The organism is Pantoea sp. X-Soil-ISGK-355, from assembly GCF_059730805.1.
Window position 1 is genome coordinate 1,790,161 of sequence record NZ_AP035971.1, and the last position, 21,774, is coordinate 1,811,934.

A 21,774-nucleotide genomic window follows, 5' to 3' on the forward strand; every position below is an offset into this window, starting at 1 on the left:
GCGCAGTGGGCAAAAAAAAGCCCGCTATGCGCGGGCTGTTTATTATCCCTGCAGATGCTGCAGGCTAAGCTGTGTCAGATTGTCCAGCCGGACATCCGCCAGCGCCCAGCGCGGATCGTCACGGTGTTCAGCGGCGGGTACCACAATCGACCGCATGCGGGCCGCTTTGGTCGCGATCATGCCATTAAACGAATCTTCCAGCGTGACGCAGTTGAGCGGATCGATCGCAAGGCTGGCGGCGGCGTTGAGATAGACCTGCGGATGGGGCTTGCTGTAGGGCAGCGCTTCTGCTGAAGACAGCACATCAAAATAAGGGCGCAGATTGAAGGTTTCCAGCACCTGTTCCAGCATCTTTAGCGGCGATGCGGAGGCCAGGCCGATTTTCAGCCCATGTTCCCGGCACAGTTGCAGTGCCGTTTCCACGCCCGGCAGCAGTGGCCGCGTCTGATCCACCAGCGTCATGGCGCGCGTAATAATCCGCTCAGTGACCTCCTGCTGAGAGGGACCATGCCACGGCAGCGTTTCGTACCACATCCGCACAGTCTGATCGATACGCAGGCCAAGGGTATCGGGCATTTCACTGCGGCGTGACAGGTCAACGTCCAGCGTTGAAAAGATATCCAGCTCAGCCTGATCCCATAGCGGTTCAGAATCGATCAGTAAGCCATCCATATCAAACAGGGCAGCAAGGACAGGGCGGTGCCAGGCCATCAGCGGTCTCCTTATAAATAAAGTCGGTTTAACCATAACATCATTCTCTGCTGACGCCTGCTTCATCCTATTGACCACGCTTTATTTGGGAAATTTCTCCGTTGGCAGGTAGACTGACGGCAAATTGGATTCCAGGTTCAGGAGATATTATGACCTATCAACAGGCTGGCCGTATCGCCATCCTTAAGCGCGTGGTGGGCTGGGTGCTCTTTTTAGTGGCACTCCTGTCGACCATTATCTCAGTATTGAGCTTTATGTTTAAGCACAGCGAGAAGCAGCCAGGTATTGACGCCGTTATGCTTGATTTCGTGCATGTCATTGTCGATATGCTGCGCTTCAACACGCCGTTCCTGAACGTTTTCTGGCATAACTCGCCGGTACCGGAATTTAATGGTCAGATGAACCTGGGTTTCTGGCTGATCTACATTCTGATTTTTGTCGGACTGGCGCTGGAGTCATCAGGCGCGCGGATGGGACGGCAGGCACGTCACGTCAAAGAGGGCATTGAAGATCAGATGATTCTGGAGCAGGCAAAGGGCAGTGAAGGACGCAGCCGTCAGCAACTGGAAGAGAAGGTGCGCGTTCCTCGCCACACCATCTTCCTGCAGATTTTCCCGCTTTACGTCCTGCCAGTGGTGATTGCGATAGCCGGATATTTTGCGCTGTCGCTGCTGGGCTTTATCTGACCGTGAACGCCGTCAGGCCGGTCTGGCCTGACGGGTGCCGAGCGCATCTTCATCCAGCAACTGGCCAATGGCGAACTGCGCATCGCCAGGCCAGTGTCCGCCAAACACGTTAGCCCGATTCAGCAGATAGTAGAGCTGGTAGACCGGCAGACGCTGCGAAAAACCATCCGGTAGCGGCCACACCGCCTGATAGCCATCGTAAATCTGGCGGGGCAGGTCAGGGTACCAGCTCAGCATGGCTAAATCGCACTCACGATCACCCCAGTAACAGGCGGGATCGAACAGCCAGGGGCCACTGTCACTGCTGGCGCAGTTAGCGGGCCAGAGATCGCCATGCAGCAGCGATGGCTGCGGATGATGTGACGCAAGCACCCGCTGCACGGAGGCGATGATCAGCTCGGTATCCCCGTACTGAATCCCCTTTTCGGCCGCCAGCTGCAGCTGCCAGCCAATGCGCTGTTCGGCAAAAAAGACCGACCAGCGTCGCAGCCAGCTATTAGGCTGGGGCGTGGTGGTGATGTTGTTGTCGAAATCGAGGCCGAACTGCGTCTGTTCGCTCCACTGGTGCAGGTGCGCCAGCTGCTGACCCAGCTGATATGCACGCTGCTCATCAAGCGGCTGTGGCCTGATGTACTCCAGCAAGAGAAAGCTCTCCTCGCGATGATGACCCACACCATACACTTTTGGCACTCGAACCGTGCCGGTGCGCGCCAGCAAGGCAAGCTGGTCGGCTTCCCAGGTAAAAAGCGACAGCATCTCGCGGCTGTTACTTTTGACGAAGACATCGTGGTCACCGTAGCGAATATGCCAGGTGGGATGGATATCACCACCCGCAAGGGCGTGACGTTGAGTGATTTCGGCGTTGCCTAACTGCTCGCTTAACAGACGACTGATGGCTGACCACATAGGGCTATCCTCGTTGTTCGCTGCGTAAGTCCGATGCTGATGCCTGAATATTCACCAAAACCAGCGTGATTGCACCTTTTATTCTGGCGCGGAGGTGGCGGGGCGATGACTGGCAGTGTCCCGCAGATACTCTTCAAAGGTCATGACAGTCACATCCGGTTTCTGACCCAGTGCGTTTTCACCGGCAGCCGCAACCTGCTGTCGCAGATCCTCAGCGTCCAGCGTACTGACGATGCCATAACTGTTCGTGCCCAGTTCATGGGGATGGCCGTTTTCATCAGCCAGCGTGGTGGTGAAACCGGCGGCGGTCATCGCGCTGGTCAGCTCCAGGATGTCACTTAATCCCGACTCCTGATAATGAAAGGTCACGATATAACGGGTTAAGGCCGTATTGCTCATGAGGCACCTCCGGGAAAGAGAAACTGAACTGAGCGTAGACTATGGTGAAAATTCAGGCGAATTATGAAAGAGATGCTAAATGTCTGTCGTGACGCATAACGTAAATCAGTGTCAGGAGCCCTGCCATTGACGTAAAAATCTTTCTGCCGTTACGTCTGGCTTTTCATCTGGGCAGCACTATAATGCGCGACGTTAATAAGATGAGTCCCAATTAACATGGGTTGTCAGGGTGATTCCAGGCATTTTGTGTAAGTTAATAATTTTTTACAAAACTTACCGTAAATTGCATTGAATGCCGGGCAAAACGCTTCAGACTCTCCGTTTTTTAAACAGTCGCACGGATCACATTTAATGAAAGCCTATAACAAGCTGTCTGCTGTTCTTTTGCTCTCCGCCGGAGCGTTTTGTCACCAGGCACTGGCCGATAACGCCGTATTCACCTCAATGGATGACCCTTCCACGGCTAAGAAGCCATTTGAAGGCTCTGCTGCTGCGGGATACCTGGCGCAAACCGGTAACACCACCAGTTCATCAATGACGGCTCAGACCAATATGACCTGGTATCAGTCATCTATGGCCTACAGCTTGTGGGGTAACGCAGCGAACACCTCGTCAAATGATGAACGCTCTTCAGAGACGTACAACATCGGTGGTCGTTCACGCTATAACCTCAACTCCTATGACTACCTGTTTGGGCAGGCGAGCTGGTTAAGCGATCGTTTCAATGGTTATGATTCACGTGACGTGCTGACTGCCGGTTACGGTCGTCAGATTCTGAATGGTCCGGTGCACTCGCTGCGTGCGGAATTGGGTCCGGGTGTGCGTTATGACGATTACCACGCTGGCGGTCATCAGACCAAGGCGCTGGGCTATGGCGCAGTGAGCTATCAGTGGCAGTTGACCGACACCACCAAATTTATTCAGGGCGTATCCGTGCTGAGCAGCTTTGGTGAAGACACCACAGTGAACTCCGAAACCGGCCTGCAGGTCGCTATCAATAGCCACTTCGCGCTGAAGCTGGCTTACAACGTCACCTGGAACAACAATCCGGCTGAGTCTGCGCCAGATCGTACCGACACCAAAACCTCAATCATGCTCTCTTACGCAATGTAAGCGCATTTTAAACTGCGGCATGCCTGGCGGTCTGACACTGTGGGTCAGGCCGCTTTTTTTTGTTCGCTCCATGGCTTAGCGAAAAGGGGATGGTTTTTCTCGTCGGCGAAAACTGCTATCATCCGCTACGCACTGCAATCCTGGCGACATTCCGACAATGTGGGTCTGATATCACGCCAGGTCACTCATTTTACATTACGTTGCATGTAAGCTTTCGTGTGGCTTACCACTGCAAATAAGGACATGAAATGCCTGTAATTACGCTTCCTGATGGCAGCCAGCGCGTGTTTGACCGCCCTGTCAGTGTCATGGATATTGCGCTGGACATCGGTCCAGGTCTGGCGAAAGCCTGTATCGCTGGCCGCGTTAACGGTGAACTGGTTGATGCTGTTGATCCCATCACCGACGATGCCGCTGTCGCGATCATTACCGCAAAAGATGAAGCGGGTCTGGAAATTATCCGTCACTCCTGTGCGCACCTGTTAGGGCACGCCATTAAACAGCTGTGGCCGGATACCAAAATGGCGATTGGCCCGGTCATTGATAACGGCTTCTATTATGATGTCGACATCGATCGTACCCTGACCCAGGAAGATATCGACCTGCTGGAAAAACGCATGCATCAGTTGGCTGAAACCAACTACGATGTGGTGAAGAAAAAAGTCAGCTGGCAGGAAGCACGCGACGTCTTTGCGGCGCGCGGCGAAATCTACAAGACCACCATTCTTGATGAAAACATCAGCCATGACGATAAGCCTGGCCTGTATCATCACGAAGAATATGTCGACATGTGCCGCGGTCCGCACGTGCCGAACATGCGGTTCTGCCATCATTTTAAACTGCAGAAGATCTCCGGTGCCTACTGGCGCGGCGACAGCAGCAATAAAATGCTGCAGCGTATTTATGGCACCGCATGGGCCGACAAAAAGCAGCTGGCAGCCTATCTGCAGCGTCTGGAAGAGGCGGCGAAGCGTGACCATCGTAAGATTGGTAAGCAGCTGGATCTCTATCACATGCAGGAAGAAGCCCCCGGTATGGTCTTCTGGCATAATGACGGCTGGACCATCTTCCGCGAGCTGGAAGTGTTTGTCCGCAGCAAATTAAAAGAGTACCAGTACCAGGAAGTTAAAGGTCCGTTCATGATGGACCGTGTCCTGTGGGAAAAAACCGGGCACTGGGAAAACTATAAAGAAGCCATGTTCACCACCTCATCTGAGAACCGTGAATACTGCATCAAACCGATGAACTGTCCTGGACACGTTCAGATCTTTAATCAGGGTCTGAAATCCTACCGTGACCTGCCGCTGCGTATGGCAGAGTTTGGTAGCTGTCACCGTAATGAGCCATCAGGTGCGCTGCACGGTCTGATGCGCGTTCGCGGCTTTACCCAGGATGATGCACACGTCTTCTGTACAGAAGAGCAGGTGCGTGACGAAGTGAACAGCTGTATCCGCATGGTCTATGACATGTACAGCACCTTCGGCTTTGAAAAGATTGTGGTGAAGTTATCCACCCGTCCTGAGAAGCGCATCGGTACAGATGAGATGTGGGATCGTGCCGAGGAAGACCTGGCCGCCGCGTTGAACGAAAACAACATTGAGTTTGAGTTCCAGCCCGGCGAAGGCGCGTTCTACGGCCCTAAAATTGAGTTCACTTTGTACGATTGTCTTGATCGCGCCTGGCAGTGCGGAACAGTTCAGCTAGACTTCTCCCTGCCAAAACGCCTTGAAGCAACCTACGTAGGTGAAAACAACGACCGTCAGACGCCAGTGATGATTCACCGTGCGATTCTGGGATCGATGGAGCGCTTCATCGGTATTCTTACCGAAGAGTTCGCCGGTTTCTTCCCAACCTGGCTGGCACCGCTGCAAGTTGTGGTAATGAATATTACCGACGGACAAGCGGAATATGTTGAGTCTTTGACGCGTAAGCTGCAGAATGCTGGCATTCGTGTGAAGGCAGACTTGAGAAATGAGAAGATAGGCTTTAAAATCCGCGAGCACACACTACGTCGCGTCCCTTATATGTTGGTCTGCGGTGATAAAGAGGTGGAATCAGGCAAAGTTGCCGTTCGCACCCGCCGTGGTAAAGACCTGGGAACGATGGATGTCGATCTGTTTGTTGAGAAGTTGCAACAAGAGGTTCGCAGCCGAAATCTTCACCAATTGGAGGAATAAAGTATTAAAGGCGGAAAACGAGTACTACCGACGCGTCCGAACAAAATTAACAGTGAAATCCGCGCAACTGAAGTGCGCTTAACGGGCATGGATGGCGAGCCGATTGGCATTGTCACATTACGCGAAGCTCTGGAAAAAGCCGAGGAAGCGGGCGGCGACTTAGTCGAAATCAGCCCGAATGCCGAACCGCCGGTCTGCCGTATTATGGATTACGGCAAGTTCCTCTATGAAAAAAGCAAATCTTCTAAGGAACAGAAGAAGAAGCAAAAAGTTATTCAGGTTAAGGAAATCAAATTCCGTCCTGGAACCGATGATGGCGACTATCAGGTCAAACTACGCAACCTGATTCGCTTTCTGGAAGATGGCGATAAAGCCAAAATCACGCTCCGCTTCCGCGGTCGTGAGATGGCGCACCAGCAGATCGGTATGGAAGTGCTTAACCGCGTCCGTAAAGACCTGTGTGAAGATCTGGATTTGGCCATTGTCGAATCCTTCCCTTCGAAGATCGAAGGCCGCCAGATGATCATGGTGCTCGCTCCTAAGAAGAAACAGTAGGCTTTCAAGTAGCAATAGCCGCGCAGCGTTCGCGCCGTGCGGTTATCTGTTCGCCTGTCTGGGTCATGTTATTAACAATGCGAAGTGGATATTTTTAAAATGCCAAAGATTAAAACTGTACGTGGCGCGGCTAAGCGCTTCAAGAAGACCGCTTCTGGCGGCTTCAAGCGTAAACACGCAAACCTGCGTCATATTCTGACTAAAAAATCTACTAAGCGTAAACGTCACCTGCGCCCTAAAGGCATGGTGTCAAAAGGCGATCTGGGTCTGGTTATTGCCTGCCTGCCGTACGCATAAGTAAATTTTTTTCATTAATTCAGAATATTAAACAGGAGAGCTAAATGGCTCGTGTAAAACGTGGTGTAGTTGCTCGCGCACGTCACAAAAAAATCTTAAAACAAGCTAAAGGCTATTACGGTGCACGTTCACGTGTTTACCGTGTTGCTTTCCAGGCTGTTATCAAAGCTGGTCAGTATGCTTACCGTGACCGTCGTCAGCGTAAGCGTCAGTTCCGTCAGCTGTGGATCGCGCGTATCAACGCAGCGGCACGTCAGAACGGCATGTCTTACAGCCGTTTCATCAATGGTCTGAAAAAAGCAGCCATTGAGATCGACCGTAAGATCCTGGCCGACATCGCAGTATTCGACAAAGTGGCATTCTCTGCACTGGTCGAAAAAGCGAAATCAGCCCTGGCGTAAGTCAGATGAAAAAGGGAGCTTGCTCCCTTTTTTATTGCCTGTAACCTACGCAAAAGATTGACATTTTCGTCGCAGAGCTTTTCAATAGACCCCCTGTATCGCATGACAAGGTAACCGCAAGCATGAATGCTGCTATTTTCCGTTTCTTTTTTTACTTTAGCGCCTGACATTCGGGGGCTTTTGCGCATAAGAGAAGAAACGAAAAACCGCGCTAAAAGCCTCCCTCGTGGAGGCTTTTTTGTTTCTGGCGCTAGCATATTGGACCGGCAGGTCCCAACGAGAACTGACCAGCCTGACTGGAAAAAGAGGAAATTATGTCCCAACTCGCAGAACTGGTGGCCAGCGCCACGGCGGCCATCGACGGGGCGACGGATATCGCCGCCCTTGACGCGGTGCGCGTCGAATACCTGGGTAAGAAAGGACATCTGACACTGCAGATGACGACGTTACGCGAGCTGCCAGCAGAAGAGCGTCCTGCAGCAGGTGCGGTAATCAACGAAGCGAAGCAGCAGGTCACTGAGCGCCTGAATGCACGCAAAGATGCCCTGGAATCCGCCGTGCTGAATGCCCGTCTTGCGGAAGAGACCATTGATGTCTCGCTGCCGGGTCGCCGTATTGAGAATGGCGGTCTGCATCCGGTCACCCGCACCATGGATCGCATTGAGACTTTCTTTGGCGAGTTAGGCTTTGGCGTGGTAACAGGGCCGGAAATTGAAGATGATTATCATAACTTCGATGCGCTGAATATTCCTGCGCACCACCCGGCACGTGCCGATCACGACACCTTCTGGTTCGACGCCACGCGTCTGCTGCGTACTCAGACCTCTGGCGTGCAGATCCGCACCATGCAGGCTCAGCAGCCGCCTATCCGCATTATTGCGCCAGGCCGCGTCTACCGTAACGATTACGACCAGACTCACACGCCGATGTTCCATCAGATGGAAGGGCTGATCGTTGATAAAAACATCAGCTTTACCAACCTGAAAGGCACGCTGCACGATTTCCTGAACAACTTCTTCGAAGAAGATTTACAGATTCGTTTCCGTCCTTCTTACTTCCCGTTCACTGAGCCATCGGCAGAAGTGGATGTTATGGGTAAAAACGGCAAGTGGCTGGAAGTGCTGGGTTGCGGCATGGTGCACCCTAACGTGCTGCGCAATGTCGGCATCGATCCGGAAGTTTACTCTGGTTTCGCCTTTGGTATGGGCATGGAGCGTCTGACCATGTTGCGCTATGGCGTGACTGACCTGCGTGCTTTCTTCGAAAATGATTTACGTTTCCTCAAACAATTTAAGTAAGGGCAGGATATCCAATGAAATTCAGTGAACTCTGGTTACGCGAATGGGTAAATCCAGCCCTGGACAGCGCTGCGCTGTCTGAACAAATTACTATGGCCGGTCTGGAAGTGGACGGGGTTGAGCCGGTTGCCGGTGCGTTCCACGGCGTTGTGGTCGGTGAAGTAGTCGAGTGCGGCCAGCACCCTAATGCCGACAAGCTGCGTGTCACCAAAATCAACGTGGGCGGCGATCGCCTGCTGGATATCGTCTGTGGCGCGCCGAACTGCCGTCAGGGACTGAAAGTCGCCGTCGCGACCGTAGGCGCTGTGCTGCCAGGTGATTTCAAAATCAAAGCGGCCAAACTGCGTGGCGAGCCCTCTGAAGGAATGCTCTGCTCGTTCTCTGAGCTGGGTATTTCCGACGATCACAACGGCATCATCGAACTGCCTTCGGATGCGCCGGTTGGCACCGATATCCGCGCTTATCTGCAGCTGGACGACAACACTATCGAAATCAGCGTTACGCCTAACCGCGCCGACTGTCTGGGTCTGATCGGTATCGCCCGTGATGTTGCCGTGCTCAACGGCCTGCCGCTGAACGTACCGGAGATGCAGCCGGTCGCGGCGACGCTTAACGACACGTTCCCGATTCAGGTTGACGCGGCAGAAGCCTGCCCGCGCTATCTGGGCCGCGTCGTGAAAGGGATTAACGTTAAGGCTGCTACGCCACTGTGGATGAAAGAGAAGCTGCGTCGCTGCGGCATTCGCTCTATCGATCCGGTCGTCGATATCACCAACTACGTTCTGCTGGAGCTGGGTCAGCCGATGCACGCCTTCGACCTTGACCGTGTTGATGGCGGTATCGTGGTGCGTATGGCGAAAGAGGGCGAAAAGCTGACGCTGCTGGATGGTACGGAAGCCGCCCTGCAGAGTGATACTTTAGTGATCGCCGATCATCATAAAGCGCTGGCGATGGCCGGTATCTTTGGTGGTGAACATTCGGGTGTGAACGGCGAAACGCAGAACATCCTGTTTGAGTGTGCTTATTTCGATCCGCTCTCTATCACTGGTCGCGCTCGTCGTCACGGTCTGCATACCGACGCATCACATCGCTACGAGCGTGGCGTTGACCCGGCACTGCAACACGTTGCGCTGGAGCGTGCCACTCAGCTGCTGCTGTCTGTCTGCGGCGGTGAAGCGGGCCCGATTATCGATCAGACTCATCAGTCAGCGCTGCCTGTACCCGCCACGATCACGCTGCGTCGCGAAAAGCTGGATCGTCTGATTGGTCACGTGATTGCAGATGAGCAGGTTACCGACATTCTGACGCGTCTCGGCTGTGACGTGACTGTAGGTGAAGGGCAGTGGCAGGCCGTCGCACCGAGCTGGCGCTTCGATATGGCCATTGAAGAAGATCTGGTCGAAGAAGTGGCCCGTATTTATGGCTACAACAATATTCCTGATGTGCCGGTACAGGCGGGTCTGGTGATGACCCATCACCGTGAAGCGGATCTGTCGCTGAAACGCGCCAAAAACCTGCTGGTAGATAAAGGTTATCAGGAAGCAATTACTTATAGTTTCGTTGATCCGAAAATCCAGCAGCTGCTGCATCCAGGTGAAGAGGCGCTGCTACTGCCAAGCCCGATCTCCAGCGATATGTCGACAATGCGTCTGTCACTCTGGACCGGTCTGCTCAGTGCGGTGGTTTACAACCAGAACCGTCAGCAGAGCCGTGTACGTCTGTTTGAGAGCGGCTTACGCTTTGTGCCAGATACGCAGGCGGATTTGGGCATTCGTCAGGATCTTATGCTGGCTGGCGTCATCAGCGGCAACCGCGTTGAAGAGCACTGGGATCTGGCGCGTCAGACAGTTGACTTCTATGATTTGAAAGGCGATTTAGAGTCGCTGCTCGATTTAACCGGCAAACTGGATGAGATCAGCTTCCGGGCTGAGGCGAATCCGGGGTTGCATCCAGGACAGAGCGCGGCGATTTATTTACGTGATGAACATATCGGATTTATCGGCGTTGTTCATCCTGAGCTGGAACGTAAGCTTGATCTCAATGGCCGCACCTTAGTCTTTGAACTGCTTTGGAATAAGGTCGCAGACCGCGTCCTGCCTGACGCGCGCGAGATTTCTCGCTTCCCGGCGAACCGCCGTGATATTGCCGTTGTAGTGGCTGAAAACGTCCCTGCAGCAGATATCATTGCGGAGTGTAAGAAAGTTGGCGTAAATCAGGTAGTTGGCGTAAACTTGTTTGACGTGTACCGCGGTAAGGGCGTTTCTGAGGGCTTCAAGAGCCTCGCAATCAGCCTGATTTTGCAGGATACCAGCCGGACACTCGAAGAAGAGGAGATTGCCGCGACCGTTGGCAAATGCGTTGCGGCATTAAAAGAGCGATTCCAGGCAACCTTGAGGGATTGAACCTATGGCGCTTACAAAAGCTGAGATGTCAGAGTACCTGTTTGAGAAACTCGGGCTGAGCAAACGCGATGCCAAAGAGTTAGTAGAGCTGTTTTTCGAAGAGGTACGTCGCGCTTTGGAAAATGGAGAACAGGTCAAACTGTCTGGGTTTGGTAATTTTGATCTGCGTGACAAGAACCAGCGTCCTGGCAGAAACCCGAAAACGGGTGAAGATATTCCGATTACTGCGCGTCGCGTAGTAACGTTCCGCCCAGGACAGAAGCTGAAAAGCCGCGTAGAGAACGCTACACCCAAAGAGACTGACTGAATTTCAGCGTTTCAAAAAGGCCGCGCAAGCGGCCTTTTTTCATGGTTCCGGTAAGCAGCTTTCAGGGTTTCAGTAAGCCAGGATCCCGCTTCCCGCGCCCGTCAATGCCCACAACAGCCTGGCGCAGAGCCCCTTTCAGCCTTTCTTTTTTCACCAATCTCTCTACAATCAAATCACTGTTTTCTCAGCTAATCCCGCTTATGTCTCTGCTCGACACGTTCGCACGCCAGGCCGGTCAACGCGGCCAGAAGTGGCTGATTGCGCTCGCCCTTATGCTCGCTGCACTGCTTTGTCTCAGCCTCTGTGCTGGAGACAGCTGGATCGCGCCCTCTGCGTGGTTCAGCGATAGCGGACAGCTCTTTGTGTGGCAATTGCGGCTGCCCCGCAGTCTGGCTGTCGTCCTGGTGGGCGCGTCACTGGCGGTATGCGGCGTGGTGATGCAGGCGCTGTTTACCAATCCCCTGGCGGAGCCGGGCCTGCTCGGCGTTTCGAATGGTGCCGGTATCGGCCTGGTGCTCGGCATGCTGCTGGGCAGCGGCTCGCTGTGGAGCCTTGGGCTGGCGGCGATGGCCGGCGCGCTGATTATTACGCTAATCCTGCTGCATTTTGCTCATCGTCAGCTCTCGGTCACCCGGCTGTTGCTGACCGGCGTGGCGCTGGGGATTATCTGCAGTGCCATCATGACCTGGGCGGTTTACTTCAGCACCAGCCTCGATCTGCGTCAGCTGATGTACTGGATGATGGGGGGATTCAGCGGCATTGACTGGCGCTATGGCTGGATGATGCTGGCACTGCTGCCGGTGATGCTGGCGCTGGGGGCGACCGGGCCGATTCTCAATCTGCTGGCTCTGGGCGAGACCTCCGCCCGTCAGCTCGGGCTGTCACTCTTCTACTGGCGTAACCTGCTGGTGCTGGCCATGGGCTGGCTGGTCGGCATCAGCGTCGCGATGGCCGGCGCTATCGGCTTTGTCGGGCTGGTCATCCCGCATCTGCTGCGCCTGAGCGGCATCAGCGATCACCGCTATCTGCTGCCGGCATCGGCATTGGCGGGCGCGGCGGTGCTTCTGGCAGCCGATATCGTGGCGCGTCTGGCACTGACGTCAGCGGAGTTGCCGATAGGCGTCGTGACGGCGACACTGGGCGCGCCACTGTTTATTATTTTACTGGTGAAATCTTCGCGCTAGCTTCGGCTGGCTACTCTGTATCCACAACCGCATCCATTACAGGAAAAAGCATGAACATTTATGAGACTGAACTGGTTACGCTCGACGGGGAAAAAACCACGCTGTTAAAGTGGCAGGGCAAAGTCCTGCTGGTCGTCAACGTTGCCTCGAAATGTGGTCTGACGCCGCAATACGAAGAGCTGGAGAACCTGCAGAAAGCCTGGCAGGATCAGGGTTTCAGCGTACTCGGCTTCCCCTGCAATCAGTTTCTGGAGCAGGAACCGGGCAGCAGTGAGGAGATCAAAACCTTCTGCAGTACCACCTATGGCGTGACGTTCCCGATGTTTGCCAAAACCGAGGTTAATGGCCCGGCGCGTCATCCGCTCTATGCACAGCTGATTGCGGCCCGACCTGACGCGGTGCGTCCTGAAGGCAGCGGCTTTTACGCGCGTATGGAAAGTAAAGGACGCGCGCCGAAAGAGCAGGGCGACATCCTGTGGAACTTCGAAAAGTTCCTGATTGGCCGTGACGGCAGTGTGATCCAGCGTTTTGCACCAGACATGACGCCGGAAGATCCCATCATTCTGGAAACGATTAAACAGGCGCTGGCAAAATAGATGCTGTTGCGCCTGCAACAGGCCGCCGTCCCCGGACGGCTGCTGCCCCTGACCGGCGAACTTGCCGCCGGTCAGTTGCTTCACATTGCAGGCCCGAACGGAGCCGGTAAAAGTACCTTACTGAGTGTCATTGCGGGGCTGCAATCCGCCTCTGGCAGGGTGTTGCTGGATGAACAGCTGCTAAGTAACTGGAACGGTGCGGCACTGTCCAGGGTGCGCGGCTGGCTGCCACAGCAGCAGGCACCCCTGAGTCAGATGCCGATCTGGCACTATCTGCGTCTTCATCTTAAATCGGCGGGGCCGCAGGCCGATGCCCGTCTCAGCATGCTGCTGCAGCGGCTTCAGCTGCAGGATAAGTTATCGCGTTCACTGACCCGGCTCTCCGGCGGGGAATGGCAGCGCGTCCGGCTGGCAGCCGTCTGTGCTCAGATTGATCCTCACATCAATCCTCACGGGCGGCTGCTGATCCTTGATGAGCCGTTGACGGCGCTGGATATCGCCCAGCAAAAAGCGGTGGACGATTTGATTGCAGCGCTGTGCGCGTCGGGGATCAGCGTAATCGCCAGCAGTCACGATCTTAACCACAGCCTGCAACAGGCAGACAGGGTCTGGCTGATGGATAGCGGGCAGGTGATCGCGCAGGGCGAACCTTCAAAGGTTCTGACGCCGCAGCGCCTGACACCGCTCTACCAGATTGCATTCCGGCAGATTGAGCTTGAAGGACGCACGCTGCTGACCGTTCTGCCCTGATACTTGCTACCTGGCGGGCTTTACCGCTACATTATGCCGGTTGCAACTTCTGATAAGGACATTTGGCGATGCGCCTGGGTTTGCTGATTTTAGTTCTGCTGCTGACGGGATGCAGTCATCACGCTCCGCCGATTAATGGTCGTCTTTCCGATTCAATCACCGTGATAGCGGAACTGAACGATCAGCTCGGTCACTGGCGCGGTACCCCTTATCGTTATGGCGGCATGAGTCGTAACGGTGTTGACTGCTCCGGCTTTGTCTATCTGACCTTCCGCGATAAATTTGCACTGCAACTGCCGCGCACCACCTCAGCCCAAAGCGATATTGGCACCCGCATCAGCAAAGATGAACTGCTGCCAGGCGATCTGGTCTTTTTCAAAACCGGACGCGGTGAAAATGGCCTGCATGTGGGCATCTATGATACCGATAACGCTTTTATCCACGCCTCGACGAGTCAGGGCGTCATTCGCTCCTCACTCGACAATGTCTACTGGCGAAAAGTGTTCTGGCAGGCTCGCCGTATTTAACAGCAGGTTTGCGAAATCAGACTTAAGTCCAATTTAAAATAGAGTTAAAACAAAGGGTAAAAGTTTTATTTTAAATGAACGTTTAGCGTGAGGATTTAATAAAAAGAATAATGGCTGATTTAATTTCACTAATAACCGGTGTTTTATCACCTTTATTTGGCTTAAGCGTGATCGGCTGTTGTCAAACGGCAATGGAAGCGTAAAGAAGGTCGTCTCTTCAATGATTTGGCACTATTGCCTGCAGCTGACCATTACTATACGATATCAACATCGCCGCATATTCTGGCATTAAAATGAAAATTCATCTCTCGGCCGACTATCAGTCGGAAATCTGGTTTTATCCTGTCTGTGATGTTGACGGACGGTTGACCGCTGTCGAGCTGGTTACGCAGTTTGTGCATGAAAGTGCGCCCATCACCCTGCCACAGGATCTGCTGCTTCCCCAGCTTGACGAGTCGCAGCAGTTGCGCCTGCTGCAAAGCCAGATTGGATTGCTGGAGCAGAATCGCGGATTATTTGAAACGCATTCCGTGTCAGCCTTTATCCGTATTGATGAAGGCATGGCCCGGACGCTGCTTGCCAGTGAATTAGTCATGCGCAAAATAAAACAGCTGCCGTTCATTCTCCTGAATATCACTGAAACGTTTCCGCAACTTAAGCTGGGCAACAATAATCCGCTGCTGGCGAGCCTGCATGCTGAGTTTAATTTAGCACTTTCACATTTTGGCGCGGGCAAAACACCCTCTAATGCGGTCTACGATAATTTATTCAGCTGCATCTGTCTCGACAAAGAGTTTATTCATTCCCTGGCAAAGCGCGCATCATTCGTGCCGTTTATTCAGAGCATTATTGATAATTTCCGCACGCATTGTGACCGCCTTATTATTTGCGGCATTGACGATGAAGTGCTGTTCGAAAAAGTGAGTCAGCTGAATGGCGCTGAGTTTCAGGGTTCACTCTTCCCGGTGGTAAAATCTGATGCGCTGCATTCGCTACTCTGTGCCGACGAGCGCATGCCATCTTCTCAGCATCCTGGCTGACCTGACCTGTTAATCCCCGCCATCAGCGTTACACTAAAGGACTAACCTACGTATCGCTGAGTATCGCATGGGAGAAACAATGTCCTCAGGCAAGGCCTCTTTTGACAACACCTGGTTCCGTGAGCTTTCCGGGTGTTATACCGCGCTGAACCCCACGCCGCTGGCAGGCGGACGTCTGCTGTATCACAACGCACCGCTTGCAACCTCAATGGGGCTGGATAGTGCGCTTTTTGAGGGTCACGGTCACGATGTGTGGCACGGTGCGGCACTGCTGCCCGGCATGCAGCCGCTGGCGCAGGTCTACAGTGGCCATCAGTTTGGTGTCTGGGCGGGTCAGCTCGGTGACGGGCGCGGTATCCTGCTGGGTGAACAGCGTCTTGATGATGGCAGCAAACTTGACTGGCATCTCAAGGGTGCAGGCCTGACGCCTTATTCCCGCATGGGCGATGGTCGTGCCGTCATTCGCTCCAGCGTCCGGGAGTTTCTCGCCTCGGAAGCGCTGCACCATCTGGGCATCCCCACCACGCGCGCACTCACTCTGTCGATAGGCGATGAGCCGGTCTACCGCGAAACCACTGAACGTGGCGCGATGCTGATGCGCATTTCACCGAGCCACCTGCGTTTCGGTCATTTCGAGCATTTCTTTTACAGCCAGCAGCAGGAGAAAGTACAGCAACTGGCCGACTACGCCATTCGCCATCACTGGCCGCATCTGGAAGGAGAAGCGGACCGTTATCAACAGTGGTTTGCCGACATTGTGTTACGCACGGCTCGCCTGATTGCGCTGTGGCAGAGCGTGGGCTTTGCGCATGGCGTCATGAATACTGACAATATGTCGATCCTTGGCCTGACTATCGACTATGGCCCGTATGGTTTTCTGGATGATTATCAGCCTCACTTTATCTGTAATCACAGCGACTATCAGGGGCGCTACAGCTTTGAAAATCAGCCGATGATTGGCATGTGGAATCTTAACCGTCTGGCACATGCGCTGTCGGGGCTGCTGACCACTGAGCAGTTGCGAACGGCGCTGAGCGCCTATGAACCTGAACTGATGCGGGTCTGGGGTGAAAGGATGCGGGCAAAACTCGGCCTGCTGACACAACAGAGCAGCGACAATCAGATTCTGACCGATCTGCTGGCGCTGATGACGCAGGAGCACAGTGATTACACCCTGACGTTCAGACTGCTGAGTGAGACCCGGCAGACTGAACGTCGCTCACCGCTGCGCGACGAGTTCATCGATCGTGAGGCGTTTGATAGCTGGTATCAGCGCTACCGCAGCCGTCTGATGGACGAGCAGGTCAGCGATGCGGAGCGTCAGGCTGTGATGAAGGCGGCCAATCCGGCGGTGATTCTGCGCAACTATCTGGCACAGCAGGTAATTGAAGAGGCGGAGCGGGGCGAGCAGGGTGCGCTGGCTCGTCTGCATCAGGCGTTACAGCAACCCTTTAGCGATGAAACAGCCGCTGAGTATCGTCAGCGGCCGCCAGACTGGGGCAAAACCTTAGAGGTCAGCTGCTCCAGCTAATCGGAACTCAGAGGCGGTGCGAAACCGCCTCGGCCAGCAGGGCGAGCACCTGTTCGCTCTCCTGCCAGCCGAGGCAGGGATCGGTAATCGACTTGCCGTAAACCAGCGGTTCGCCGCTCACCACTTTCTGATTGCCTTCTTCCAGGAAGCTTTCAATCATCACACCGGCAACGGCTCGCGATCCTGATTTAATCTGCTCTGCCACCTCTGCCGCCACATCCATCTGACGACGATGCTGCTTCAGGCAGTTGCCGTGACTGAAATCGATCACCAGCTGCTGCGGCAGATTAAATGCCCCCAGACTCTCCGCGGCGGCGGCGACATCACTGGCATGATAGTTTGGCTGTTTGCCGCCTCGCAGGATCACATGACCATGCGGGTTGCCACTGGTCTGATAGATAGTCATCTGGCCCAGTTTATCCGGCGACAGGAACATGTGGCTCGCGCGTGCGGCGCGAATTGCATCTACCGCGATCTGCACGTTTCCATCAGTGCCGTTTTTAAAGCCGACCGGGCAGGAGAGGGCCGAGGCCATTTCACGATGGATCTGGCTTTCGGTGGTACGTGCGCCAATCGCGCCCCAGCTGATCAGATCGGCAATAAACTGGCCGATCACCATATCCAGAAACTCCGTGGCAGTGGGCAGGCCCAGCGCGTTGATATCAATCAGAAGCTTGCGGGCAATGCCGATGCCCCGGTTCACATCGTAGCTGCCATCCAGGTCCGGATCGGAGATTAAACCTTTCCAGCCGACAACGGTGCGTGGCTTCTCGAAGTAGGCACGCATTACAATCTCCAGCCGATCTTCATAGCGGCTGCGCAACGCGTTCAGACGCGCAGCATACTCCAGGGCCGCTTTCGGGTCGTGCAGCGAGCAGGGGCCAATCACCACTAGCAGGCGGGGATCTTCACCCGTCAATATACGGGCGATACGTTTACGGGCAGCGGTGACGTTGTCGGCAATCGCCGCGGAGACAGGATGTTCAGCCGCCAGGCTGGCGGGGGTAATCAGACTACCAATGCGTGCGGTACGCAGTTCGTCGGTTTTGTTCATGAGTATCTCGAAAAGGGTTCTTCGCAGCGGTGGAATACCGGGAAGTGATGGTGGTCACAATAAACCATTAGTCTGCGAATTCAACCCGTGATTTGATAATGAAATCAAAACCCACGGCAGCGGCGCTTTACATCTTCGATCTGATTTCCCTTCAATACATGCGGCGTGTCAGGCCCATAATGTCGAGAATTTTGGTAGCGATCTCTTCGACCGAGTAGTTGGTGCTGTTGAGATAGCGGATTTGATGGGTGCGGAACAGCGCTTCCACTTCGCCTACTTCCAGCCGGCACTGACGCATTGAGGCGTAACGGGTATTTTCCGCCCGCTCCTGCCGTATTGCTGCCAGGCGTTCCGGATCGATGGTCAGCCCGAAGAGTTTATTCTGGTGGGCGCGCAGCGCGGGCGGCAGTTTAAGATTATCCATATCGTCGGCAATAAACGGGTAGTTGGCGGCACGAATACCAAACTGCATCGCCAGATAGAGGCTGGTGGGTGTTTTGCCACAGCGCGAGACGCCTAACAGAATCACCTGCGCATCCTCCAGCCCGCGCAGCGAGATGCCGTCATCATGTGCCAGGGCGTAATCGATCGCCGCAATACGCGCGTCATATTTCCCCAGATTACTGGCGTCCAGTCCGTGGGTACGATGTGCCACTGGCGCTGGCGATAAGCCCAGTTCCTGCTGAAGAGGAGCCACCAGCGCCTGCACGATATCCTGACAAAAACCCTCACTCTGCACGATAATGTCGCGCACCTCGGGTGTGACAATGGAGAAGAACACCAGCGGCCGTACGCCGCTCTGCTGATAGAGTGCGTTAATCTGGGCTTTAACCGCCAGCGCCCGCTGGACGTTTTCCACAAATGGCAACGTCAGGCTGGTGATATTGACTGGAAACTGCGACAGCACCGCATGGCCCAGGACTTCAGCTGTAATCGCTGTACCATCGGAGATATAAAAAACGCTTCTGTCAGTTGTCATAATGAATTCTGCCTCAGCCAGGAGTGAGCCATCAGCATGCGCGATGCGACTTAATAAATCATCTCTGATTTTAATTTCTGGAATGTCTGCCCGGATTATTTGTCTGCAGTTTCATTACACTAATAAAAATGAAAAGGCGTTTCGATTCGCCGGAATTCTTTTCAACCGTGATCGGGCTACAAATAGCCCTGCGTCTGTTGCGCAACAAAACAGAATGCATAAGTGGCTGAAAATCTTCAATTTCCTGCCACATCAATCAGTTAGAGGAAAATAGCGACTTTGCGCAACAGCAAAATAATCCGCTCACAATTCCGAAACTGCGGCTGAAATTCTGCTTTAACGATTCAACAGATCGTTATTGATGGGGTGATATGCCAGGCTGGAAACAGCTCACTCTCTGTGTCCATTCATTGATAATTGATTAAGGATAAGCGCGATGTCCACTCAAGAACAGCCACTGGTGCTCTGGTATAACCAGCTTGGTATGCATGATGTTGATCGGGTAGGCGGCAAAAACGCCTCCTTAGGTGAAATGATAACGAATCTGTCGTCGCTGGGCGTTTCCGTGCCCAATGGTTTTGCGACCACGTCGTACGCCTTTAACCTGTTCCTCGATCAAAGCGGGCTGAACCAGCGAATTTATGCGCTGCTGGATGAGACAAATATTGATGATGTTGATGCGCTGGCAAAAGCGGGTAAACAGATTCGTCAGTGGGTGGTGGAAACGCCGTTTCTGCCGGAGCTGGAGTCCGCCATTCTGGACGCTTATCAGCAACTGTCTGCCGATGATGCTGACGCGTCGTTTGCCGTCCGCTCCTCTGCCACCGCCGAAGATATGCCCGACGCCTCCTTTGCCGGCCAGCAGGAAACCTTCCTGAATGTGCAGGGCATCGACGCCGTGATGGTGGCGGTCAAGCATGTCTTTGCTTCACTGTTTAACGATCGTGCTATCTCTTACCGTGTGCATCAGGGCTACGACCATCGTGGCGTGGCGCTCTCTGCGGGCATACAGCGCATGGTGCGTTCGGACCTGGCGTCGTCAGGTGTGATGTTCACCATTGATACCGAGTCCGGCTTTGATCAGGTGGTCTTCATTACTGCCGCCCTGGGACTGGGTGAGATGGTGGTGCAGGGCGCTGTTAACCCGGATGAGTTCTATGTTCACAAGCCAACGCTGGCGGCCGATCGTCCGTCTATCGTACGCCGCAACATGGGCTCAAAAAAGGTGCGCATGGTGTATGCCGATTCTCAGGCGCATGGCGAACAGGTACGCATCGAAGATGTGCCTGAGGCCGAACGCGACCGATTCTGCCTGAACGATGAGGAAGTGCAGGCGCTGGCGAAGCAGGCGGTGCTGATTGAACAACACTATCAGCGGCCGATGGATATTGAGTGGGCCAAAGATGGACATACCGGCAAGCTGTTTATTGTTCAGGCGCGTCCTGAAACCGTGCGCTCAAATGGTCAGGTAATGGAGCGTTATACGCTGCAGGGTCAGGGCAGCGTCGTCGTTGAAGGGCGAGCCATCGGTCATCGTATCGGCGCAGGCGTGGTGAAGGTCATCCACGATATCAGCGAAATGAACCGCATTGAAAAAGGCGATGTGCTGGTGACGGACATGACCGACCCGGACTGGGAACCCATCATGAAAAAGGCGTCAGCCATTGTCACTAACCGTGGCGGACGAACCTGTCATGCGGCAATCATCGCGCGTGAGCTGGGTATTCCGGCGGTAGTGGGCTGTGGCGATGCCACCGATCGGCTAAGAGAGGGCCATCAGGTTACCGTTTCCTGCGCTGAGGGCGACACAGGCTACGTTTATGATCAGCTGCTCGACTTCGACGTCACCAGTTCGCAGGTCGATTCACTGCCTGAACTGCCGCTGAAAATCATGATGAACGTGGGCAACCCCGATCGTGCTTTTGATTTTGCCTGTCTGCCGAACGAGGGTGTTGGCCTGGCGCGGCTGGAATTTATTATTAACCGAATGATTGGCGTCCACCCTAAAGCGCTGCTTGAATTTGATCAGCAGACGCCGGAACTGCAGCAGCAGATCCGTAAAATGATGAAAGGATTTGATAATCCGGTGGAGTTTTACATCGCTCGTCTGACCGAGGGAATTGCCACGCTTGGTGCAGCATTTGCACCGAAACGCGTAATTGTCCGACTTTCCGACTTTAAAACCAATGAATATGCCAACCTCGTTGGCGGTGAACGCTATGAGCCGCAGGAGGAAAACCCGATGCTGGGATTCCGTGGTGCAGGTCGCTATGTGGCGGATAACTTCCGCGACTGCTTTGCGCTGGAGTGTGAAGCGGTAAAACGCGTTCGCAACGAGATGGGCCTGACCAACGTCGAAATCATGGTTCCGTTTGTGCGTACTGTGGATCAGGCGCAGGCCGTGGTGGAAGAGCTGGCCCGTCAGGGGCTGAAGCGCGGTGAGAACGGGCTGAAGATCATCATGATGTGCGAGATCCCGTCTAATGCGCTGCTGGCAGAGCAGTTCCTGCAGCACTTTGATGGCTTCTCTATCGGCTCTAATGACATGACGCAGTTGACGCTGGGGCTGGACCGCGATTCCGGTGTCGTCTCCGCGCTGTTTGACGAGCGTAACGAAGCCGTGAAAGCGCTGCTTTCCATGGCCATCAAAGCAGCCAAAAAGCAGGGCAAATATGTTGGAATCTGTGGGCAGGGACCGTCAGACCATCAGGATTTCGCCGCATGGCTGATGGAAGAGGGCATCGATAGTCTGTCGCTGAATCCGGATACCGTAGTGGAAACGTGGGTGAGTCTGGCACAGTTAAACAAAACCGCCTGACACCGCTTGCAGAAATGATGAAAGGCCCGCACTGCGGGCCTTT

General features: G+C 54.3%; 22 protein-coding genes and 1 other annotated feature. Of the genes, 17 read left to right on the forward strand and 5 right to left on the reverse strand.

The window, feature by feature from the left end; all coding sequences use genetic code 11:
- Positions 1-42 precede the first annotated feature (42 nt).
- Complete coding sequence (gene hxpB, locus AC6I8J_RS08225) at positions 43-711, reverse strand: hexitol phosphatase HxpB (RefSeq protein WP_497825250.1); 669 nt, start codon at positions 709-711, stop codon at positions 43-45.
- 149 nt (positions 712-860) lie between these two features.
- Between hxpB and AC6I8J_RS08230 the strand changes: the two genes are divergently transcribed.
- Positions 861-1,397 (forward strand): YniB family protein, encoded by a 537-nt coding sequence (locus AC6I8J_RS08230; RefSeq protein ID WP_013357676.1) that lies wholly within the window; start codon positions 861-863, stop codon positions 1,395-1,397.
- 12 nt (positions 1,398-1,409) lie between these two features.
- Here the strand turns inward: AC6I8J_RS08230 and AC6I8J_RS08235 are convergent, their stop codons facing one another.
- Positions 1,410-2,303 carry a fructosamine kinase family protein gene (locus AC6I8J_RS08235; RefSeq protein ID WP_222924114.1) on the reverse strand — a complete coding sequence of 298 codons (894 nt, stop codon included), beginning with the start codon at positions 2,301-2,303 and terminating at the stop codon, positions 1,410-1,412.
- Between the two features lie 78 nt (positions 2,304-2,381).
- Positions 2,382-2,702 carry a type V toxin-antitoxin system endoribonuclease antitoxin GhoS gene (gene ghoS / locus AC6I8J_RS08240; protein WP_222924113.1) on the reverse strand — a complete coding sequence of 107 codons (321 nt, stop codon included), beginning with the start codon at positions 2,700-2,702 and terminating at the stop codon, positions 2,382-2,384.
- A gap of 351 nt (positions 2,703-3,053) precedes the next feature.
- On the opposite strand from ghoS, the gene AC6I8J_RS08245 reads away from it, so the two are divergent.
- The 15 genes from AC6I8J_RS08245 to AC6I8J_RS08315 all read left to right on the forward strand — a co-directional run bounded on the left by AC6I8J_RS08245 (position 3,054) and on the right by AC6I8J_RS08315 (position 16,880).
- Complete coding sequence (locus tag AC6I8J_RS08245; protein WP_161735834.1) at positions 3,054-3,815, forward strand: DUF481 domain-containing protein; 762 nt, start codon at positions 3,054-3,056, stop codon at positions 3,813-3,815.
- A 248-nt stretch (positions 3,816-4,063) separates the two neighbouring features.
- On the forward strand, positions 4,064-5,992 hold the full coding sequence (gene thrS, locus AC6I8J_RS08250; RefSeq protein ID WP_161735832.1) for a threonine--tRNA ligase: 1,929 nt from the start codon (positions 4,064-4,066) through the stop codon (positions 5,990-5,992).
- A gap of 3 nt (positions 5,993-5,995) precedes the next feature.
- A complete protein-coding gene (gene infC / locus AC6I8J_RS08255; RefSeq protein WP_033732471.1) occupies positions 5,996-6,547 on the forward strand; it encodes a translation initiation factor IF-3 in 552 nt (183 codons plus the stop codon).
- Between the two features lie 99 nt (positions 6,548-6,646).
- Positions 6,647-6,844: a 50S ribosomal protein L35 gene (gene rpmI, locus AC6I8J_RS08260; protein WP_004157374.1), complete on the forward strand. Its 198-nt coding sequence runs from the start codon at positions 6,647-6,649 to the stop codon at positions 6,842-6,844.
- A gap of 44 nt (positions 6,845-6,888) precedes the next feature.
- The gene (gene rplT / locus AC6I8J_RS08265; RefSeq protein ID WP_003853267.1) at positions 6,889-7,245 is read left to right on the forward strand and encodes a 50S ribosomal protein L20; all 357 of its coding nucleotides are present in this window, start codon (positions 6,889-6,891) and stop codon (positions 7,243-7,245) included.
- Positions 7,246-7,362: 117 nt separating this feature from the next.
- Positions 7,363-7,488: a sequence feature (Phe leader region), on the forward strand.
- Positions 7,368-7,412, forward strand: a complete 45-nt coding sequence (gene pheM, locus AC6I8J_RS08270) for a pheST operon leader peptide PheM (RefSeq protein ID WP_106120997.1) — start codon at positions 7,368-7,370, stop codon at positions 7,410-7,412. Its footprint overlaps the feature before it by 45 nt.
- Positions 7,489-7,559: 71 nt before the next feature.
- Positions 7,560-8,543 (forward strand): phenylalanine--tRNA ligase subunit alpha, encoded by a 984-nt coding sequence (pheS, locus tag AC6I8J_RS08275; RefSeq protein WP_161735830.1) that lies wholly within the window; start codon positions 7,560-7,562, stop codon positions 8,541-8,543.
- A 14-nt stretch (positions 8,544-8,557) separates the two neighbouring features.
- Positions 8,558-10,945, forward strand: a complete 2,388-nt coding sequence (gene pheT / locus AC6I8J_RS08280; RefSeq protein WP_161735828.1) for a phenylalanine--tRNA ligase subunit beta — start codon at positions 8,558-8,560, stop codon at positions 10,943-10,945.
- A 4-nt stretch (positions 10,946-10,949) separates the two neighbouring features.
- Positions 10,950-11,252 carry an integration host factor subunit alpha gene (gene ihfA / locus AC6I8J_RS08285; RefSeq protein WP_003853259.1) on the forward strand — a complete coding sequence of 101 codons (303 nt, stop codon included), beginning with the start codon at positions 10,950-10,952 and terminating at the stop codon, positions 11,250-11,252.
- A gap of 200 nt (positions 11,253-11,452) precedes the next feature.
- A complete protein-coding gene (gene btuC, locus AC6I8J_RS08290) occupies positions 11,453-12,436 on the forward strand; it encodes a vitamin B12 ABC transporter permease BtuC (RefSeq protein WP_260058072.1) in 984 nt (327 codons plus the stop codon).
- A 50-nt stretch (positions 12,437-12,486) separates the two neighbouring features.
- Positions 12,487-13,032 carry a glutathione peroxidase gene (locus tag AC6I8J_RS08295; protein ID WP_222924111.1) on the forward strand — a complete coding sequence of 182 codons (546 nt, stop codon included), beginning with the start codon at positions 12,487-12,489 and terminating at the stop codon, positions 13,030-13,032.
- The gene (gene btuD / locus AC6I8J_RS08300; protein WP_253421741.1) at positions 13,033-13,782 is read left to right on the forward strand and encodes a vitamin B12 ABC transporter ATP-binding protein BtuD; all 750 of its coding nucleotides are present in this window, start codon (positions 13,033-13,035) and stop codon (positions 13,780-13,782) included.
- Between the two features lie 68 nt (positions 13,783-13,850).
- On the forward strand, positions 13,851-14,309 hold the full coding sequence (locus AC6I8J_RS08305; RefSeq protein ID WP_013357687.1) for a C40 family peptidase: 459 nt from the start codon (positions 13,851-13,853) through the stop codon (positions 14,307-14,309).
- A 293-nt stretch (positions 14,310-14,602) separates the two neighbouring features.
- A complete protein-coding gene (locus AC6I8J_RS08310; protein ID WP_253421744.1) occupies positions 14,603-15,349 on the forward strand; it encodes an EAL domain-containing protein in 747 nt (248 codons plus the stop codon).
- A 79-nt stretch (positions 15,350-15,428) separates the two neighbouring features.
- A complete protein-coding gene (locus AC6I8J_RS08315) occupies positions 15,429-16,880 on the forward strand; it encodes a protein adenylyltransferase SelO (protein WP_253421746.1) in 1,452 nt (483 codons plus the stop codon).
- A gap of 7 nt (positions 16,881-16,887) precedes the next feature.
- Here the strand turns inward: AC6I8J_RS08315 and AC6I8J_RS08320 are convergent, their stop codons facing one another.
- Positions 16,888-17,934 (reverse strand): 3-deoxy-7-phosphoheptulonate synthase, encoded by a 1,047-nt coding sequence (locus AC6I8J_RS08320; RefSeq protein ID WP_161735818.1) that lies wholly within the window; start codon positions 17,932-17,934, stop codon positions 16,888-16,890.
- Positions 17,935-18,085: 151 nt separating this feature from the next.
- Positions 18,086-18,913 (reverse strand): posphoenolpyruvate synthetase regulatory kinase/phosphorylase PpsR, encoded by an 828-nt coding sequence (ppsR, locus tag AC6I8J_RS08325; protein WP_013357691.1) that lies wholly within the window; start codon positions 18,911-18,913, stop codon positions 18,086-18,088.
- A gap of 436 nt (positions 18,914-19,349) precedes the next feature.
- Between ppsR and ppsA the strand changes: the two genes are divergently transcribed.
- Positions 19,350-21,731 carry a phosphoenolpyruvate synthase gene (ppsA, locus tag AC6I8J_RS08330; protein WP_161735816.1) on the forward strand — a complete coding sequence of 794 codons (2,382 nt, stop codon included), beginning with the start codon at positions 19,350-19,352 and terminating at the stop codon, positions 21,729-21,731.
- The last annotated feature ends 43 nt before the right edge of the window (positions 21,732-21,774 follow it).

Coding starts and splice junctions, on each gene's coding strand:
- hxpB (WP_497825250.1), bottom strand. CDS start 711: ATGGCCTGGCACCGCCCTGTCCTTGCTGCCCTGTTTGATATGGATGGC.
- AC6I8J_RS08230 (WP_013357676.1), top strand. CDS start 861: ATGACCTATCAACAGGCTGGCCGTATCGCCATCCTTAAGCGCGTGGTG.
- AC6I8J_RS08235 (WP_222924114.1), bottom strand. CDS start 2,303: ATGTGGTCAGCCATCAGTCGTCTGTTAAGCGAGCAGTTAGGCAACGCC.
- ghoS (WP_222924113.1), bottom strand. CDS start 2,702: ATGAGCAATACGGCCTTAACCCGTTATATCGTGACCTTTCATTATCAG.
- AC6I8J_RS08245 (WP_161735834.1), top strand. CDS start 3,054: ATGAAAGCCTATAACAAGCTGTCTGCTGTTCTTTTGCTCTCCGCCGGA.
- thrS (WP_161735832.1), top strand. CDS start 4,064: ATGCCTGTAATTACGCTTCCTGATGGCAGCCAGCGCGTGTTTGACCGC.
- rpmI (WP_004157374.1), top strand. CDS start 6,647: ATGCCAAAGATTAAAACTGTACGTGGCGCGGCTAAGCGCTTCAAGAAG.
- rplT (WP_003853267.1), top strand. CDS start 6,889: ATGGCTCGTGTAAAACGTGGTGTAGTTGCTCGCGCACGTCACAAAAAA.
- pheS (WP_161735830.1), top strand. CDS start 7,560: ATGTCCCAACTCGCAGAACTGGTGGCCAGCGCCACGGCGGCCATCGAC.
- pheT (WP_161735828.1), top strand. CDS start 8,558: ATGAAATTCAGTGAACTCTGGTTACGCGAATGGGTAAATCCAGCCCTG.
- ihfA (WP_003853259.1), top strand. CDS start 10,950: ATGGCGCTTACAAAAGCTGAGATGTCAGAGTACCTGTTTGAGAAACTC.
- btuC (WP_260058072.1), top strand. CDS start 11,453: ATGTCTCTGCTCGACACGTTCGCACGCCAGGCCGGTCAACGCGGCCAG.
- AC6I8J_RS08295 (WP_222924111.1), top strand. CDS start 12,487: ATGAACATTTATGAGACTGAACTGGTTACGCTCGACGGGGAAAAAACC.
- btuD (WP_253421741.1), top strand. CDS start 13,033: ATGCTGTTGCGCCTGCAACAGGCCGCCGTCCCCGGACGGCTGCTGCCC.
- AC6I8J_RS08305 (WP_013357687.1), top strand. CDS start 13,851: ATGCGCCTGGGTTTGCTGATTTTAGTTCTGCTGCTGACGGGATGCAGT.
- AC6I8J_RS08310 (WP_253421744.1), top strand. CDS start 14,603: ATGAAAATTCATCTCTCGGCCGACTATCAGTCGGAAATCTGGTTTTAT.
- AC6I8J_RS08315 (WP_253421746.1), top strand. CDS start 15,429: ATGTCCTCAGGCAAGGCCTCTTTTGACAACACCTGGTTCCGTGAGCTT.
- AC6I8J_RS08320 (WP_161735818.1), bottom strand. CDS start 17,934: ATGAACAAAACCGACGAACTGCGTACCGCACGCATTGGTAGTCTGATT.
- ppsR (WP_013357691.1), bottom strand. CDS start 18,913: ATGACAACTGACAGAAGCGTTTTTTATATCTCCGATGGTACAGCGATT.
- ppsA (WP_161735816.1), top strand. CDS start 19,350: ATGTCCACTCAAGAACAGCCACTGGTGCTCTGGTATAACCAGCTTGGT.